A 16,362-nucleotide genomic window follows, 5' to 3' on the forward strand; every position below is an offset into this window, starting at 1 on the left:
CCAGGAACCGCTACCCCGAGGATTGGGACCACTGGTGACCACACTTCTCGACTCCCCGCCCCGCGCCTCCGCCGAGGAACGGCGGACCGTTCCCGTACGCGTCGACGTGAGACGCCTGCCCCCGCACGACCCGCTGGAGCTCTACACCGTCCTGCACGAACGCCACGGTGACGAGGTCTTCCTGCTCGAAAGCCTGGAGGCGCCCGAGCAGGACGGGAACACCGCCGTCGTCGGCCACGGCCGGCTCGCCGAACTGAAGGTGTACGCCGACCGCGTCACCGTCGACGGCGTCGCCCCCGTCACCGCGGCCCTGCTCGCCGCCGCCGAGCGCGTCGGGCTCGCCCCGCTGCCCGGCGGTGCCCGCGCGCTGACCGGCACCGGCCAGGTGTGGGACCTGCTGCGGGCCGCCCAGTCGGTGTTCGCCGTGGACACCGACATACCCCTGGACGACTACGCCTTCGGCTTCCTGACCACCATCGGGTACGGCGCCGCCTGGCACATGGAACGGCTGCCCGAGCGCACCGCCGACGGCGGACCCGACCTCGTCCTGACCCTCTTCCGCGACATCGTCCGCTACGACCGCGACGCGGGCACCGCCGACCGGCTCGTCGCCGAGAGCCCGGACTTCCCGGCCGCGGGCGAGGACGTCATCGCCTCGGCGCTGACCGCGCTGCGCCCGGCCGGCGCCGTACCGGAGGCCCCCACGCCGCGCTCCGTCCGCGACACCAGCGACCGGGAGACCTTCCTCGCCCAGGTCGAGCGCTGCCTGCGGCACATCGGGGTCGGTGACATCTACCAGATCCAGATCGGCCACCGCATCGACGTCAGCAGCGATCTGACGCCCCTTCAGGTCTATCGGCGGCTGCGGCACCGCAACCCGTCGCCGTACATGTACCTCGTGCCGCGGGACGGCAGCACGCTGATCGGCGCCAGCCCCGAGGTGCTCTTCCGCACCCGCGGCGACCGCATCGTGATGCGGCCCATCGCCGGGACCACCCCGCGCAGCGGCGACCAGGCGGTCGACGGGCCGCGCATCGAGGCGCTCCGGGCCAGCGAGAAGGAGTGCGCCGAGCACGTCATGCTCGTCGACCTGTGCCGCAACGACATCGGCCGGGTCTGCCTGCCCGGCACCCTCGACGTACCGGGCCTGATGACCGTCGAGACGTACTCGCACGTCTTCCACCTGGTCTCCACCGTCGAGGGCGTCCTCGACCCCCGCGAGGACACCTGGTCCGCGCTGACCGCCACCTTCCCCGCGGGCACGGTCACCGGCGCGCCGAAGATCCGCGCCATGGAGATCGTCGAGGAACTGGAGAGCGCACCCCGCCGCATGTACGCCGGCGCCGTCGGCCTCGTCGACGTCCGCGGCTGGTCCCGGCTCGCGCTGTGCATCCGGACCATCACGTACGACGGCGGCGGCTACTCCACCCAGAGCTGCGCCGGCATCGTCGCCGACTCCGAGCCGCTCGCCGAGTGGCAGGAGACGCTGCACAAGATGGGCGCCGCCTACTGGGCGCTCACCGGTGAGGAGCTGTTGCCGTGAACGTGCTGCTCGTCGACGCGTACGACAGCTTCACCCACATCATCGACCAGTACCTGCGCACCCTCGGCGCGCACACCCAGGTGGTGCGCTCGGGGACGCGAACCCCGGCGCAGCTGGCGGCACTCGAACCCGACGCGGTGGTGCTCGGCCCGGGTCCCGGCCATCCCGCGGACTCCGGGCACGTGGAGCTCGTGCACCACTTCGCCGGGCGGGTGCCGCTGCTCGGCATCTGCCTCGGCCATCAGGCCATCGGCCTCGCCTACGGCGGACGGATCGCCGTCGCCGAGCGGCTCAGGCACGGCAAGACCAGCCCCGTCACGCACGACGGCGGCGGTGTCTTCCGGGACCTGGGCGAGCGGGTGACGGCCACCCGCTACCACTCGCTCGTCGTCGCCGAGCCGCTGCCGGACGTCCTGGAGGTCAGCGCGCGGGCGGCCGACGACGGGTACGTCATGGGGCTGCGCCACCGTGAACTGGCCGTGCAGGGCGTGCAGTTCCATCCGGAGTCCATCACCACGGACGACGGGTCACGTCTTCTCGGGAATTTCCTGCGGTCCGCGGGGGCGCTCACGTGCTGAACGCCCCCGCGCACGCACTCCGGGGCCCCTGCCGCCGCACCGGTGGGCCCCGGTTTTACCGTGCTGACCTCGGTGTATATCGCCGTTATTGATCCACGGAAGGGAGCGAATGGAAGCCGATAACGAACTGAAGCCGCATCCCCGTAATTTTCTGGGTGTCGGAAAGCACCGCATAGAGAATTCACTCCACAGGGGGATAAAGAAATGCAGCTCATTCGGTTCGAGAAGAAGAACAAGATCCAGGCCCTGACCGTCGGCGTCATCGCCGCGGGCGCCCTGTTCGCCTCCGTGGCCGGGATCGGCGAGGTCCAGGCGGCCCCGAGCGCGACCGTCTCCGCCACGGCCGCCGGCACCTCGACAGACACCGAAGGGGGTCCCAGCCCTGTGGTCACCCCCGGCAACGGCACCGACGACACCCAGCCCTGGTGACACCGGGGGCGCCCCGGCCCCGGCGACACGGTTGACCGAAGGAGATCGACAGTGAACACACGGCCTGACGCGGGCCCTTCGGCCCGCACCTGGCCCGCCCTCATCGGGTCCGTCCTCGCCGGCCGGGACCTGTCCGAGGCGGACACCGCCTGGGTGATGGACCGGATCATGCGGGGCGAGGCGTCCGACGCCCTGATCGCCGGCTTCCTGGTGGCGCTGCGCGCCAAGGGCGAGACGGTCGGCGAACTGGAAGGACTCGTCCGAGGAATGATGGCGCACGCCGTGCCCGTCGACGTGCCGGGGAGGACCGTCGACGTGGTGGGCACCGGAGGAGACGGGGCGCACACGGTCAACATCTCCACCATGGCCGCGGTGGTCGCGGCCGGCGCCGGGGAACGGGTCGTCAAGCACGGCAACCGCGCCGCGAGCTCCTCGTCGGGATCGGCCGACGTGCTGGAGCGGCTCGGGGTGAACCTGCGGGTCGGCCCCGACCGGGCGGCCGAGCTCGTGGACGAGGCGGGGATCTCGTTCTGTTTCGCCCCCGACTTCCATCCGGCGATGCGGCACGCGGTCGGCGCCCGGCGCGCCCTCGGCATCCCCACCGTCTTCAACGCCCTCGGCCCACTGACCAACCCGGCCCGCCCGACGGCCCAGGCGGTGGGCGTCGCCGACGCCCGGCTGCTGCCGCTGGTCGCCGGGGTGCTGGCCCGGCGCGGGATCACCGCCCTGGTCTTCCGCGGCGACGACGGGCTCGACGAACTGACGCTCAGCACGACGTCGACCGTGTTCACGGTGGCGGACGGAGTGCTGAGCGAGGAACGGCTCGACCCGCGCGACCTCGGCTTCGACCGGGTGCCCGTCGAGGCGCTGCGCGGCGCGGGCCCCGAGCACAACGCCGAGGTGGCCCGCGGCGTGCTCGGCGGTGCGGCGGGCCCGGTGCGGGACGCGGTGCTGCTGTCGGCCGCGGCGGCCCTCGCCGCCGCGGAACCGGCCGGCGGGCGCGGGGTCACCGAGCGGCTCGCGGCCCAACTGCCCCGCGCGGCACGGGCGATCGACTCAGGAGCGGCCCTGGCCACGCTGGAGCGGTGGGCCGCGGCGAGCACCGCGTACGCGCCGGTCGGGCAGGTGGCCTGAGTGTCCGGGGTCCTGGAGCGAGGCTCCGGCGGGCCCCGGACACGGCCGTGGTGCCACCGGCACCGTCACGGCACGGCGGCGGGCTCGGGACGTGGGGCGCCCGGGTCCGACGGGTTCCGCGGCGCCTTGTGCGGTGCCTCCTGCCGGAACCAGGACAGCGCGGGGGCCGTGACCGCCGTGGTGATCAGGGCCATCAGCACCAGGATGGTGAACAACTCGGGCCCGATGACGTGGAGTTGGAGCCCGAGATTGAGGACGACCAGCTCGGTCAGGCCGCGGCAGTTCATCAGCGCGCCGATCGACATCGCCTCCCGCCAGGGCCGGCCCGCGAGCCGGGCCGCCGCCGTGCTGCCGCCCCACTTGGCGAGGACGGCGACCGCGAGCACCGCGCCCGCCCACAGCCACGCCGACGGGTCGCCGGCGAGCAGGAAGACATCGGTGTTCAGGCCGGTGCCGACGAAGAACAGCGGCAGCAGCACCGGCACCGCGAACGCCCGCAGCCGGGCGGCCGACAGCTCGATGGCCCGCGAACCGCGCGGCATCACCGTGCCGAAGAGGAACGCGCCGAACAGCGCGTGCACACCGATGCGGTCCGTGGCGAACGCCGACAGGCAGAGCCCGCTGAAGATCACCACGAGCACGCTGCTCTCCGCGACCCGGCCGGCCCGCCGGGCGAGACGGCCCAGGACCGGGCGCATCACGTACACCATGAACAGCAGGAACCCCAGCGTCCATACGGCGGTGAGCGCGGCCTGTTCCGGGGAGCCGCTCGTGGTGACCGCCGCGACCAGGGCGAGCAGACACCAGGCGCTGACGTCGTCCACCGCCGCGCACGCCATCGCGAGCGAGCCGAGCGGCGTGTGGTACAGCCCGCGGTCGGACAGCACGCGGGCCAGCACCGGGAACGCGGTGATGCTCATCGACACGGCGATGAACAGCACGAACGGCAGCCTCCCGGTGCCCTCGGGGGCGAACCGGTCGTACATGCCGAGCGCGAGCAGCGCGCCGAGCGCCAGCGGCAGCGCGATGCTGGCCTGCGAGACGGCGACGGCGGTACGGCTGTGCCCGCGCAGCGCGGACAGGTCGATCTCCAGGCCGGCCAGGAACATGAAGGCCAGCAGGCCGAGGTTGCCCAGGACCGACAGATACGGCAGGGATTCGGGCGGGAAGAGCGCCTGCTGGGCCTCGGGGGAGATCTTCCCGAGGAGGGACGGGCCCAGCGTGATGCCGACCGCTATCTCGCCGATCACCGGGGGCTGACCGAGGCGGGTCAGCAGCAGGCCGCCCAGCCGGCAGACGGCGATCACCACCGGTACGGCGACGAGCAGGTGCGGCAGCGGATCAGACGCGGACATGCGAGGACCCCTCTCTGGGCGCGGGCACTGCGGGGGCCGCGGGCGCGGCGGGCAGAACGGGTGCCGCGGGCGCGGCGGCCGGGGCCGGCTGCGCGGCCGCGGCCGACCAGCGCGCGTAGCGCCGCTTTCCGTACAGCAGCGGTGCCGTGTCCTCGGTGACCGTGAGGCCCGTGACGTGGCCGAAGACCGCGGTGTGATCCCCGATCTCGACGGTGCGCACCACCGCGCAGTCGGCGATGGCGAGCGCGGCGCCGGTCAGATGCGGGCCCGCGGCGCCGAGCGGCAGGTGCCACTCGGTGTGCGCGAAGCGGTCGGGGCGTCCCGAGGCGAACAGGTCGGAGACGGCCCGGGCGTCCTCGTGCAGCAGGTTCAGGGCGAACTGGCCGCTCTCCAGGGCCGCTCGGGTCGTCGGGCTGTCGGTGCGCAGGCAGACCACCAGGGTCGCCGGGTGCAGCGCGACGCTCGCGAGCGAGCTGCAGGTCATGCCGCGCGGAACGGCGCCGGCGGCGAGTGCGGTCACCACACCGACACCGGAGGGGAAGGACGCCATCAGCGGGCGGGTGTCGACGGCGGTCGTCGTGGTCGTGCTGTCGGTGCTGTCCGTGCCGGTCGGGCTGACCGGGGTGATCGGGGCGGTCGAGTGCGTCATGCGGACGGGCTCCTGTCTGGGTGGCGGGCGCGCTCATCTGCTGGACCGAGGGTGCCGACACCGGGCGGGCGGGCGGTGTCGGCACCCTCGTGAGCGCGGTTACTTTCCGTGGAGCCGGCGCAGATAGTCGTAGGTGCTCGGCAGGGTGTTCAGGAGGTGCTCCTGCTCCTGGCGGACCTTGTCGAACAGGGGCTGGGCGCCCGCGACGGACTCCGGCTTGTGGGCGAGGGAGGGCAGCGGGGCGTCCGGCTCCAGACCGAGGCCGGCGAAGATGCAGTAGTAACTGCCGTTGGTCCAGAAGTTCTTGAACTCCGCCTCGAAGTTCCCGTAGTACGTCGACTCGTCGGCGATCGGCGAGTTGATCGGAAGGCCGGCCTTGTAGGCGGCGATCTTCTTCTGGATCTTCTCCGGAAGGGTGATCTCCTTCTGCGCCTTCCAGAACGCGGAGTCGTTGCGCGGCGCGTAGAAGAAGTGCGCCTGGATGAAGTCCCTGGTGTCGTCGAACATCTCCTCGATCTCGGTGTTGAAGGCGTCCCGCAGGGCCGGGTTGAAGGTGCGGTCGGGGAAGTGCTTCGCCAGCTGGTGGATGGCGGCGGTGATGAAGTAGATGCCGGTCGACTCCAGCGGCTCGAGGAAGCACGAGGAGAGGCCGATGCTCACCACGTTGTTGACCCAGGCGCGGCGGTTGCGGCCGACCCGGAAACGCACGTGGTTGAACTTGGTGGTCTCCGGGTCGAGATTCCACAGCTCGCAGAATTCCTTGGTCGCCTCGTCCTGCGAGGTGAACCGGCTGGAGTACACATAGCCGGAACCGAAACGGCCCAGCATCGGAATCTTCCAGGCCCAGCCGGACTGCATCGCGATGGCCGAGGTGTACGGCTCCACACCGTTCGCCTCGTCGTCGTGCGGGACGGCCGTGGCGACCGCGCTGTCGCACATGAGGTGGTCGCCCATGTCGATGAACGGCTCGCCGAGCGCCTTGTTGATGAGCAGTCCGCGAAAGCCCGAGCAGTCCACGAACAGGTCGGCGTCCAGCGTCAGGCCGGCCTTGGTGTGCAGGGCCGTCACATGACCGCGCTCGTCCTGCTCGACACGGACCATCTCGTCCTGGATGTGCTGCACGCCCTGCTTCCCGGTGGCGAAACGGCGCAGGAAGTCGGCCACCAGGGCGGCGTCGAAGTGCCAGGCGTAGCGGGTGGAAGGGGTGCCGTCCAGCCACTTCGGCGACTTGTTGGCGTCCATCACCGGCGGCTCGCGGAAGCAGGAGTAGTCGAAGGCCTTGTCCGTGACGCCCTCGTACTTGTTCTTGAACCAGTAGTGCGACAGCGGGGTGTTGTCGTGGTCCGGCAGGATCCCGAACGGGTGGTAGAAGTGGTCCGGCTTGCCGTCCTCCAGGGTCCGCGCCGTGGGCTCGCCGCGGCCGGGGGTCCGCCAGTTGACGAAGCGCACCGCCATCTTGAAGCTGGCGTTGCACTCGCGCATCCAGTCCTCCTCGGCTATGCCGAGGTAGTCGAAGAGCACGCGGTGCAGATTGGGCACCGTGGCCTCACCCACGCCGATCCGCGGAATGGCCGGGGCCTCCAGGACCTTGATGTCCACCGTTCCCTGCAGCGCCTTGCCGAGATAGGCGGCGGTCATCCAGCCGGCCGTTCCGCCGCCGAGAATGACGACCTTGCGGATACGCGAGTCGGTTGCCGTGTCGGTCATAAGTGGGCTCATTTCTCCGGTCGTTGAAAGTCGGTTTGTGGCGCGATGCGGGGGGATGAGCGGGACCACCAGTGGGGCGATGAGCGGGCCCATTGGCTCGAAAGCGATGACGTCAGGATCCGGCCGCAAACTATGCGACCCCTATAAATGTCCGGAATCCCCGCTTGAGCTCGGCGGTATGGGCGCGATATAGGCGGCTGCCGCACTGTTGGGGACGTCGAAAACGACCGACCTGCAACTCCCAGCAGAGGATGGCTGCGTCAGATGCCGTACGAAGACGGGAATGCCGTTGCTCCGCCACCGGGCGGAATACCCGAACTCCGGGGAATTCTCGCCGCGGTGGGAAAGACCCCGCTCATCGCACTGGAACGGCTGCGGCCGGATCTGCCGGTGAAGCTGTACGCCAAGACCGAGAGGTTCAACCCCGGCGGCAGCGTGAAGGACCGCTCGGCGCTCGGTATGGTGCGCGGCGCGATCCGCCAGGGCCGGCTGGTCCCCGGTCGCTCCACGGTGATCGAGTCCAGCTCCGGCAATCTCGCCATCGGACTGGCCCAGATCTGCGCCTACTTCGACCTGCGCCTGGTGTGCGTGGTCGATGCCAGGACCACCCAGCAGAACATCTCGATCCTCAGGGCCTACGGCGCCGAGGTCGAGGTCGTCACGGACCCGGACCCGGCCACCGGCGAGCTGCTGCCCATGCGGCTGCGCCGGGTGGCCGAACTCCTGGCCGAGACCCCCGACGCGTACTGGCCCGACCAGTACGCCAACCCGCTCAACCGCCAGGCGCACCTGACGACGATGCGGGAGATCTCCGAGGCCCTGGACGGCCGGGTCGACCACCTGATCCTGGCGGCCGGCACCGGCGGAACCCTCGGCGGCTGCGCCGAGTTCATCCGCCAGTCCGGCATGGACACCACCGTGCACGCGGTCGACGCCGTGGGCAGCGTGCTGTTCGGCAAGGGCAGGAGCTGCAAACGGCTCGTGCCGGGCCACGGCGCCTCGGTGGTGCCGCGACTCCTGCGGCCCGCGGACGCCGACCACGTCGTCCACGTCACCGACCTGGACTGCGTGCTCGGCTGCCGGCGGCTCGTGCGCCGCGAGGCGATCCTCGCCGGCGGTTCCTCCGGCGCCGTGGTCTCGGCGCTCGACCGCGTCGCCGAGCGGCTGGAGCCGGGGTCCAACGTCGTGCTGATCCTGCCCGACGGCGGCGACCGCTACCTCGACACGATCTACGACGACGCCTGGGTGCGCCGCCACTTCGGTGACGTAGCACTGCCTCAACTCGCAGTGAGTACAGGTGAGTTGGTCGATATAGGGCGCGGATAGCGGCCCGTTTCACCATGGCGTGACAGCACGAGAGACCACCCCGCGAACCCATCGATGGAGGCACTCCATGACCACCACCGTCCCCACCCTTGACGACAGCCAGAAGGCCGAGATCCGGGACATCGTCTGCGACATCCTGGAGCTGGAGCTCGACGAGGTCTCCGAGACCAGCCGGTTCAAGGAGGAGCACGACGCCGACTCGCTGCGCACCATAGAGATCCTCGCCTCCCTGGAGCGCACCTTCGGCATCTCCCTGAAGCAGTCCGAGCTCAGCCGTATGGTCAATCTCGTCGGCGTCTACGCCGTGGTCGCCGAGGCCAAGGCCCAGTGACCGGCCGGCAGCCGTCCGCCCGGCACCGGGTGGTGGTCACCGGGCTCGGCGTGGTGACCAGCATCGGCACCGGGGTCGACGCCTTCGCCGCCGGACTCAAGGCGGGCAGCAGCGGCGCCAAGCCGATCGAGGCCTTCGACACCACGGGGTTCGAGCACTCCAACGCCTGCGAGATCACCGACTTCGTGCCCGCGCGGTGGATCACCGAGCAGGACCCCGAGGACCTGGGCAGGGCCGCGCAGTTCGCGGTCGCCGCCAGCCGGATGGCCGTCGCGGACGCGGGGCTCACCGAGGAGCACGTACGAGCGGTCCGTTCGCTGGTCTCCGTCGGCACCACCGACGGGGAGTCCCGCGACCTGGACCACCTCACCGCGCTCCAGGTCGCCGAGGGCGACGACGCCCTCGACCCGGTGGTCGCCCGCCGGGTGTGGCCCGGACGGCTCTCGGCCGGCATCGTGCGCGAACTCGCCCTGGAGGACGTGGAGACGGTCACCGTCCCCACCGCCTGCGCGGCCGGGAACTACGCGGTCGGCTACGCCTACGACGCGATCAGCTCCGGCGACGTGGCGATGGCGCTGTGCGGGGGAGCGGACGCCCTGTGCCGCAAGACCTTCACCGGCTTCTACCGCCTCGGCACCATCGCCCCCGACGTGTGCCGGCCCTTCGACGCCGAACGGCAGGGCATCCTCACCGGCGAGGGCGCGGGCATCCTGCTCCTGGAGTCCCTGGAGTCGGCGCTCGCCCGCGGCGCCCGCATCTACGCCGAGGTGCTCGGCTACGGACTGTCCTGCGACGCCAGCCACCCGGTCGCCCCCGACCGGGACTCGATCGCCCGCTGCATCACCGCCGCGCACCGCAACGCCGGGATCACGCCCTCGGACGTGGACTTCATCTCGGCGCACGGCACCGGCACCCGGGCCAACGACGTGACCGAGGTCGGCGCCATCCGGCAGGTGTTCGGCGACGAACTGCCGCGCACCGTCTCCATCAAGTCGATGATCGGCCACACCATGGGCGCCGCCAGCGCCCTGGCCTCGGCGGCCTGCGCCCTGGCCCTGAAGGACGGCTTCATCCCGCCGACCATCAACCACCGCTCCACCGACCCCGAGTGCGCGGTGGACTGCGTACCCAACGAGGCGGTCGCGGCGGACCTGAAGGTCGTCCAGAACAACGGGCTCGCCTTCGGCGGGAACAACGCGGTCCTGGTCCTCGGCCAGTGGGAACAGGCGGCCTAGCCATGGGATCCCATGTCGAAGGCTCCGTGCCGTGGGCGGTCGTGACCGGCTGGGCCGCGCTCCTCATGGCGTACGGCGTCCCGGTACCGCCCCCGCAGGACAACCCCCAGCAGAACGAGAGGAGTTGAACACCATGGCATCCCACGCGGACACACCCGCGCCGCGGCCGGTCATCTCCGGCTGGGCCGTCGCCTCGCCCTACGGCCTGGGCCGCGACGACTTCGTCGCGGGGCTCATCGACGGCCGGCGGGCGGTCGAGCCGCTCGACACCGCGGTGTGGCCGGTGCCGTACGAGGCCGCCGGACTGATCCCCGGCTTCGACATCAGGGCCGTCCTCGGCCGCAAGGGCACCCGCTCGCTCGACCGGGTCGCGGGCATCGCCGCCGCCACGGTCGGCATGCTCCTCGAGGAACTGGAGCAGTACGGGAGTTCGCTCGCCGCCCAGGCGGAGTCGACCGGTCTGGTGCTCGGCACCTCCGGCAGCGTCCAGTCGATCATGGACTTCACCCGGGACGCGCTCACCGGCGACAAGCCCTACCTCGTCGACCCGGCGCGCTTCCCCAACACCGTCATGAACTTCCCCGCCGGGCAGAGCGCGATCCGGCACTCCCTCAAGGGCCCCAACGTCACGGTCTCCGGCGGCGCCGTCACCGCGCTGCTCGCCCTGCAGTACGCCTCCCGGCTGCTGCGCGGCGGTCACGCCCGCGCCCTGCTGGCCGGCGCGGTCGAGGAGTTCTCGGTGCAGCGCGCCCGCCTGGAGCACGCCGCCGACCACGGGGGCACCGAGCCGCAGCCGCTCGGCGAGGGCGGCGCGTTCTTCCTCCTGGAGGACGCCGACACCGCCCGCGAGGCCGGCCGCCCGGTGCTCGCCCGCGTCCTCGGCTCCCGCTTCCGCGCCTTCCGGGACACCGGCCGCGCGGGCCCCGCCCTGGAGCGCTGCGTCGCCGACGTGCTCGCCGACGCGGGCGCCGCCCCCGGCGACGTGGAGCTCCTCGCGCCCGGCACCCCGCCGGGACTCCTCGGCAAGCAGGAGGAGTCGGCCCTCGACGGGCTCACCGGCAACCGCCTCCCGGTCCGCTCGCTGATCGGTGACGCGGGCGCCGCGGCGGCCGCCTTCCAACTCGCCGGCGTCCTCGCCGAGGCGCGCACCGACCCGCGGATGGTCGACCGGCTCGCCCTGGTCACCGCCGTCGACCGGGACGGCACGACGGGCGCCCTGCTGCTCCGCCTGAGCTGACCCCCGACAGCCGAACCCCCTCGCCGAACCGAACCCACCATCAGAGAGGCAAGTCCCATGTCCGACACACCGAGGCCGGTCGCCCTGGTCACCGGCGGATCGCGCGGTATCGGGCGTGCCGTCGTGGAGACCCTCGCCCGCGACGGCCACGACGTCGCGCTGTGCTACCAGTCGCAGGGCGAGGCGGCCGAGATCGCCGCCAAGTCCGCGGCCGCGCACGGCGCCCGCACCCTGGCCCGCCGCGTCGACGTCACCGACCGGGCCGCCGTCACCGCCTTCGTCGCGGAGACCGAGGACACGCTCGGCCCGGTGGACGTCCTGGTCACCGCGGCCGGGATCGTCCGGGACAGCCATCTCGCGATGATGCCGGAGGAGGACTGGGACGCGGTCCTGCGCACCAACCTCGACGGCACCTTCAACTTCGTCAGGACGCTGGCCTTCAGCATGATGAAGCGCCGCCGCGGCACCGTGATCACCCTCTCCTCGGTCGCCGCCGAGGGCCACGCGACGCAGACCAACTACTCCGCCTCCAAGGCCGGGATCATCGGCTTCACCAAGGCCTTCGCCAAGGAGGCGGGCCGCTCCGGCATCCGCGCCAACGCGGTCGCCCCCGGCTTCATCAGCACCGACATGACCTCGGGCCTGTCCGACAAGCACGCCAAGGAGATGACGCGGCGGATCCCGCTGGGCCGCTTCGGCGAGCCGCGGGAGGTCGCCGAGCTGGTCTCCTTCCTGGCCGGCGAGCAGGCCTCGTACATCACGGGACAGACCTTCGCCGTCGACGGCGGCCTGGTCGTCTGAGCCGACCCACCCCCGGGACGAACCACCTCTGAGACGACCCACCACGCCTCCTCGGAAAGGGAGTTCAGCGATGCCCCGCGCCGCTCGGCCGCCGCGCTTCTACTTCAGCCTGCGCAGCCCCTACAGCTTCTTCGCGCTGCACGACCTGCGCGCCCACCACCCCGACCTGCTCGACCGGCTCGACTGGCGCCCCTTCTGGGAGCCCGACGAGCGGAGCCAGAAGCAACTGGCCGAGGCCGGCGCCGAGTTCCCGTACACCCCGATGACCCGTGCCAAGCAGTTCTACATCCTGCGCGACGTACGCCGGCTCGCCGCCGCCCGCGGCCTGGACCTGACCTGGCCGGTGGACGCCGACCCCTGGTGGGAGCCGGCCCACCTGACCTGGTTCGTCGCCGAGCGGCAGGGCCTGGGCCGGGCCTGGGTGGAGCGCGCCGGGCGGGCCCGCTGGCTGGAGGGCCGCGACATCTGCGACCCGGCCACGGTCCGCGAACTGGCCGCCGGGATCGGCCTCGACGGTGACGCGGTCGCCGCCGCCACCGACGACGACGAGGTGCGCGCCCAGGGCGCGAAGGCGCTGAAGGACGTGGCGCGCGACGGGGTGTTCGGGGTGCCGTACTTCATCAACGGCTCGGAGCCGTACTGGGGCCTGGACCGTCTTGACGCGTTCGTCGCCTCGTTCCCGGAACCCGTCCTGTCCCCGGAGTCCGCCCGGCCGACCGGTACCGACGACGTGCCGGTCCCCTTCCCCGGCCGCGGCACCGACCTGAGCCACGCGGGAGGCTGCGGATGAGCGCCACCGGACCCCGCCCCCTGCCGCTGACCGCGATCCAGGAATCGATGTGGACGGCGTACCGCATCGCCCCCGACAGCGCGGCCTACAACATCGTGATGCCGCTGCGCCTGCGCGGCCGCGTCGACGCCACCGCCATGGACGCCGCCGTCACCTCCGTCGGCGCACGCCAGGAACTGCTCCGCTCGGTCTTCACCGAGGCCGACGGACGTCCGGTCCGGCACGCCTCCGAACAGCCCTTGATACAGCTGGAGTTCAGGGATCTCGACGGCGCGAGCGAGGACGAGCTGCTGCGGGCCGCCGAGGAGGCCGGAGCGCGCCCGTTCCGCCTGGAGTCGGGCACCTTCCGGGTGGTGCTGCTGCGCCGCACGGACGACGACTGGGCGCTGGTCACCTCCGCCCACCACATCGTCGGCGACTTCACCTCGCGCTGGCTGCTGGTCCGCGACCTGCTCGACGCGTACGAGGGGCACGCCTGCGGCAACGAACCCAACTGGCGCCCGCTGAAGGCCGGTTACTCCGACCATGCCGCCGAGGAGCTGCGCTACACCGCCTCCGAGTCGGGGGTGAACGCGGCCGCCGCGTGGCAGGAGGCGGTGGCAGGATCGGCCCCGGCCGAGCTGCCGCTGGACCGGCCGCGCCCCCGGGTCCGCTCGCTGCGCGGCGACACCGTCGTACGGCAGCTCGCGCCGGAGACGGCCGACGGGCTGAGCGACGCCGCGAACAGCGCCGGGGCCACCCCCTTCGCCTACCTGCTCGCCGTGTTCCAGGCCCTGACCCACCGCTGGACCGGACAGGACGACTTCCTGCTCGGCGTGCCGGCCTCGTCCCGGTCGGGCCGCGGCCAGCGCGACGTCATCGGCTGCTTCCTCAACACCATGCCGGTGCGCGCCGAGTTCGGGCCCGCCACCACGTTCGCCGAGACGGCGGCGCGGGCCGGCGAGCGGATCATGGCGGGCATGTTCGGGGTGCGCTACCCGTGCACGCTGGCCTTCCCGCAGGGCGCGCCGTTCCGCGCCGCGCTGTTCCTGGTCCAGATGGACCGGATGGAGCCGCCGGTGCCCAACGTCCCGCCGGGCGAGCGCGTCGGCCCGTCCGTCCCGTACGCGGGACTCGACATCGCGCTGATCGACGTACCGCAGCAGGAGGGTCAGCTCGACCTGCTGCTGCGCGTCGAGCAGACCCCCGAGGGGGTCACCGCGGTCTTCGCCTACGACACCGATGTGTTCGACCGGGCGAGCGTGGAGCGGTTCGCGGACGGCTACGAGCGGTTCCTCGCCGCGGCCGTGGCGGACCCGGCGGCCCGGGTCGCGGACGTCCCCCTCGCCGGGGACGAGGACCTGGCGGCGCTGCTGGCCCTCGGCGCGGGATCCGGCTCCGGGTTCGACGACTTCGACGCCGACGGGTTCTTCCGCGACGGCCTCGACTCCCTCGAGTCCTTCCACTCCTTCGACTCCCTTGATTCCTCGGGGCCCTTCGAGAAGGCGGCCGACCAATGATGACGACCACCACGATCGCGGTGATCGGTGCGGGCATCGGCGGACTGAGCGCCGCGGCCGCCCTGCACCGGCGCGGCATCGACGTCCACGTCCACGAGCGCGGCGCCACCCTGCGCGAACAGGGCGTCGGCATGCACCTCGGCCCCAACGCCACCCGGCTGCTCGTCCGGCTCGGCCTCGGCGAGCAGCTGGCCGCGGTGGCGGTGCGGCCCGAGGCCCTGGAGGTGCGGGCCTTCCACGACGGCTCCACCGTGGCGGTCCAGGAGATGGGCGCCGCGTGGGAGAAGGAGTTCGGGGCGCCGTACCTGACCGTGCACCGCGGCGACCTGCACCGGATGCTGGCCTCGCTGCTGCCCTCGGGCCGCGTGCACACCCGGCGCGAGCTCACCTCGTACGAGGAAGGGACCAAGGGCGTCACCCTGCGGTTCGCCGACGGCTCCTTCACCCGGGCCTCCGCGCTGATCGGCGCGGACGGCGTGCACTCGCTCGTGCGGCGCCGGCTCGTCGGCGAGGAGAAGCCGTCGTACTCCGGCAACAGCGCCCTGCGCGGCACCGTCGACGCGGCCGACCTGCCGGACCTGGACCCCGCGCGGATGTACATGTTCGCCGGGCCCACGGGCCGGGTGCTGCTCTACCCGGTCAGCGGCGGACGGCAGTTCACCTACGTCGTGGTGGTCCCGGAGCCGGAGGGGCTCGCCGAGTCGTGGACCGGCGCGGCGAGCCGCGACGACCTGGCCGCCGCCCTCACCGGCTGGACGCCCCAGGTGGGTGCCCTGGCCGGCGCCGCCCACGACGTGCGCCGCTGGGCCCTGTACGACCGCCCGCCGCTGGAGCGCTGGAGCACGGCGCGCACCACCCTGCTCGGCGACGCGGCCCACCCGATGCTCCCGCACCACGGACAGGGAGCCAACCAGGCCATCGAGGACGGAGTGGCACTCGCCATCTGCCTCGGGGAACAGCGGTCGGGAGCGGCGGGCATCGCCGCCGCCCTCGCCCGCTACGAAGCCACCCGCCGGCCGCACACCACGCGTGTGCAGCTCGGATCACGGGACGGACGACCCACCCAGAGATCCACCCAGAGATCCACCCAGGAGAAGGAGACCGACATGAACAACAACTCCAACAACAACGCCAACCTGAACAACAACAACAACTCCAACAACAACGTCAACAACCAGGCCAACAACGTGGCGTGGATCCTCGCCAACGACGTCGAGGCGAACCTGAACAACAACAACGCCAACGGCAACAACAACAACCTGAACAACGCTGCCTGAGTACCCCCTTCGCGGGTCCCACGGCACTCACGGGCCCCCGACGCCACCTGGCGTCGGGGGCCCGCCCCTGTGTTCGGGCGTCCGTATGGGCGTCCGATAAGCCGGCGATATCGCGCCGTTCAACTATGGCCAGTACCCACCGACCACAGCACCCCGAAGGGGCGGATCCTCATGGCCGAAGAAGCCGCTGTGCCCAGCGAGTCCACCGCGTCCACCGTGTACCGCGTCGTGCTCAACGACGAGGAGCAGTTCTCCATCTGGTGGGCCGACCGCCCGCTTCCGGCCGGCTGGCACGCCGAGGGCACCGAAGGCACCCGCGAGGAGTGCCTGGAGCGCATCAACACCCTCTGGACCGACATGCGCCCGCTGAGCCTGCGCCTGCGCATGGCCGACGCCGCGCACGCCTGACACCGAATCCCCGCGACCGATTCCCTGCCACCGATTCTCTGACGCCGTAACCACCCTGACGTT

General features: G+C 71.9%; 17 protein-coding genes. 14 read left to right on the top strand and 3 right to left on the bottom strand.

Translation table 11 applies throughout. The features are described 5' to 3' along the window. Positions 1 to 34 precede the first annotated feature (34 nt). The 4 genes from B072_RS0138430 (at position 35) to trpD (ending at position 3,684) form a co-directional block, all read left to right on the top strand. Entirely contained in the window at positions 35 to 1,543 is a 1,509-nt protein-coding gene (locus tag B072_RS0138430) for an anthranilate synthase component I family protein (RefSeq protein ID WP_018535313.1), read from the top strand. Continuing rightward, positions 1,540 to 2,121: an anthranilate synthase component II gene (locus B072_RS0138435; protein ID WP_018535314.1), complete on the top strand. Its 582-nt coding sequence runs from the start codon at positions 1,540 to 1,542 to the stop codon at positions 2,119 to 2,121. The genes B072_RS0138430 and B072_RS0138435 overlap by 4 nt, the downstream gene beginning before the upstream one ends. Positions 2,122 to 2,325: 204 nt before the next feature. Further along, complete coding sequence (locus tag B072_RS0138440; protein WP_018535315.1) at positions 2,326 to 2,550, top strand: hypothetical protein; 225 nt, start codon at positions 2,326 to 2,328, stop codon at positions 2,548 to 2,550. Between the two features lie 51 nt (positions 2,551 to 2,601). Beyond that, positions 2,602 to 3,684, top strand: coding sequence for an anthranilate phosphoribosyltransferase (gene trpD, locus B072_RS0138445; RefSeq protein ID WP_018535316.1), 1,083 nt, complete (start codon positions 2,602 to 2,604; stop codon positions 3,682 to 3,684). A 65-nt stretch (positions 3,685 to 3,749) separates the two neighbouring features. On the opposite strand, the gene B072_RS0138450 is transcribed toward trpD, so the two are convergent. The 3 genes from B072_RS0138450 to B072_RS0138460 all read right to left on the bottom strand — a co-directional run bounded on the left by B072_RS0138450 (position 3,750) and on the right by B072_RS0138460 (position 7,395). Further along, positions 3,750 to 5,039, bottom strand: a complete 1,290-nt coding sequence (locus B072_RS0138450; protein ID WP_018535317.1) for a cation:proton antiporter — start codon at positions 5,037 to 5,039, stop codon at positions 3,750 to 3,752. After that, the gene (locus tag B072_RS45010) at positions 5,026 to 5,688 is read right to left on the bottom strand and encodes a flavin reductase family protein (RefSeq protein WP_018535318.1); all 663 of its coding nucleotides are present in this window, start codon (positions 5,686 to 5,688) and stop codon (positions 5,026 to 5,028) included. The genes B072_RS0138450 and B072_RS45010 overlap by 14 nt, the downstream gene beginning before the upstream one ends. A 99-nt stretch (positions 5,689 to 5,787) precedes the next feature. Further along, entirely contained in the window at positions 5,788 to 7,395 is a 1,608-nt protein-coding gene (locus B072_RS0138460; protein WP_018535319.1) for a tryptophan halogenase family protein, read from the bottom strand. 264 nt (positions 7,396 to 7,659) lie between these two features. Between B072_RS0138460 and sbnA the strand changes: the two genes are divergently transcribed. The 10 genes from sbnA to B072_RS0138510 all read left to right on the top strand — a co-directional run bounded on the left by sbnA (position 7,660) and on the right by B072_RS0138510 (position 16,299). Beyond that, a complete protein-coding gene (gene sbnA, locus B072_RS45015; RefSeq protein WP_043245489.1) occupies positions 7,660 to 8,721 on the top strand; it encodes a 2,3-diaminopropionate biosynthesis protein SbnA in 1,062 nt (353 codons plus the stop codon). Between the two features lie 67 nt (positions 8,722 to 8,788). Continuing rightward, positions 8,789 to 9,052 (top strand): acyl carrier protein, encoded by a 264-nt coding sequence (locus tag B072_RS0138470; RefSeq protein WP_018535321.1) that lies wholly within the window; start codon positions 8,789 to 8,791, stop codon positions 9,050 to 9,052. Next, complete coding sequence (locus B072_RS0138475; protein ID WP_018535322.1) at positions 9,049 to 10,287, top strand: beta-ketoacyl-[acyl-carrier-protein] synthase family protein; 1,239 nt, start codon at positions 9,049 to 9,051, stop codon at positions 10,285 to 10,287. Before B072_RS0138470 ends, B072_RS0138475 begins: the two co-directional genes overlap by 4 nt. 2 nt (positions 10,288 to 10,289) lie before the next feature. Next, a complete protein-coding gene (locus B072_RS49725) occupies positions 10,290 to 10,415 on the top strand; it encodes a hypothetical protein (protein WP_018535323.1) in 126 nt (41 codons plus the stop codon). A 5-nt stretch (positions 10,416 to 10,420) separates the two neighbouring features. Next, positions 10,421 to 11,524 carry a beta-ketoacyl synthase N-terminal-like domain-containing protein gene (locus tag B072_RS0138485; RefSeq protein ID WP_018535324.1) on the top strand — a complete coding sequence of 368 codons (1,104 nt, stop codon included), beginning with the start codon at positions 10,421 to 10,423 and terminating at the stop codon, positions 11,522 to 11,524. A gap of 57 nt (positions 11,525 to 11,581) precedes the next feature. Next, positions 11,582 to 12,325 carry a 3-oxoacyl-ACP reductase FabG gene (fabG, locus tag B072_RS0138490; RefSeq protein WP_018535325.1) on the top strand — a complete coding sequence of 248 codons (744 nt, stop codon included), beginning with the start codon at positions 11,582 to 11,584 and terminating at the stop codon, positions 12,323 to 12,325. Positions 12,326 to 12,395: 70 nt separating this feature from the next. Beyond that, positions 12,396 to 13,115, top strand: coding sequence for a 2-hydroxychromene-2-carboxylate isomerase (locus B072_RS0138495; protein WP_018535326.1), 720 nt, complete (start codon positions 12,396 to 12,398; stop codon positions 13,113 to 13,115). Further along, positions 13,112 to 14,614 carry a condensation domain-containing protein gene (locus B072_RS0138500; protein ID WP_018535327.1) on the top strand — a complete coding sequence of 501 codons (1,503 nt, stop codon included), beginning with the start codon at positions 13,112 to 13,114 and terminating at the stop codon, positions 14,612 to 14,614. The genes B072_RS0138495 and B072_RS0138500 overlap by 4 nt, the downstream gene beginning before the upstream one ends. Continuing rightward, positions 14,611 to 15,891: an FAD-dependent monooxygenase gene (locus B072_RS0138505; RefSeq protein WP_018535328.1), complete on the top strand. Its 1,281-nt coding sequence runs from the start codon at positions 14,611 to 14,613 to the stop codon at positions 15,889 to 15,891. Before B072_RS0138500 ends, B072_RS0138505 begins: the two co-directional genes overlap by 4 nt. A gap of 171 nt (positions 15,892 to 16,062) precedes the next feature. Next, a complete protein-coding gene (locus B072_RS0138510; protein ID WP_018535329.1) occupies positions 16,063 to 16,299 on the top strand; it encodes an MbtH family protein in 237 nt (78 codons plus the stop codon). Positions 16,300 to 16,362: the final 63 nt, after the last annotated feature.

This window comes from Streptomyces sp. HmicA12 (genome assembly GCF_000373565.1).
In the GTDB taxonomy this organism is placed as follows: Bacteria; Actinomycetota; Actinomycetes; order Streptomycetales; family Streptomycetaceae; genus Streptomyces.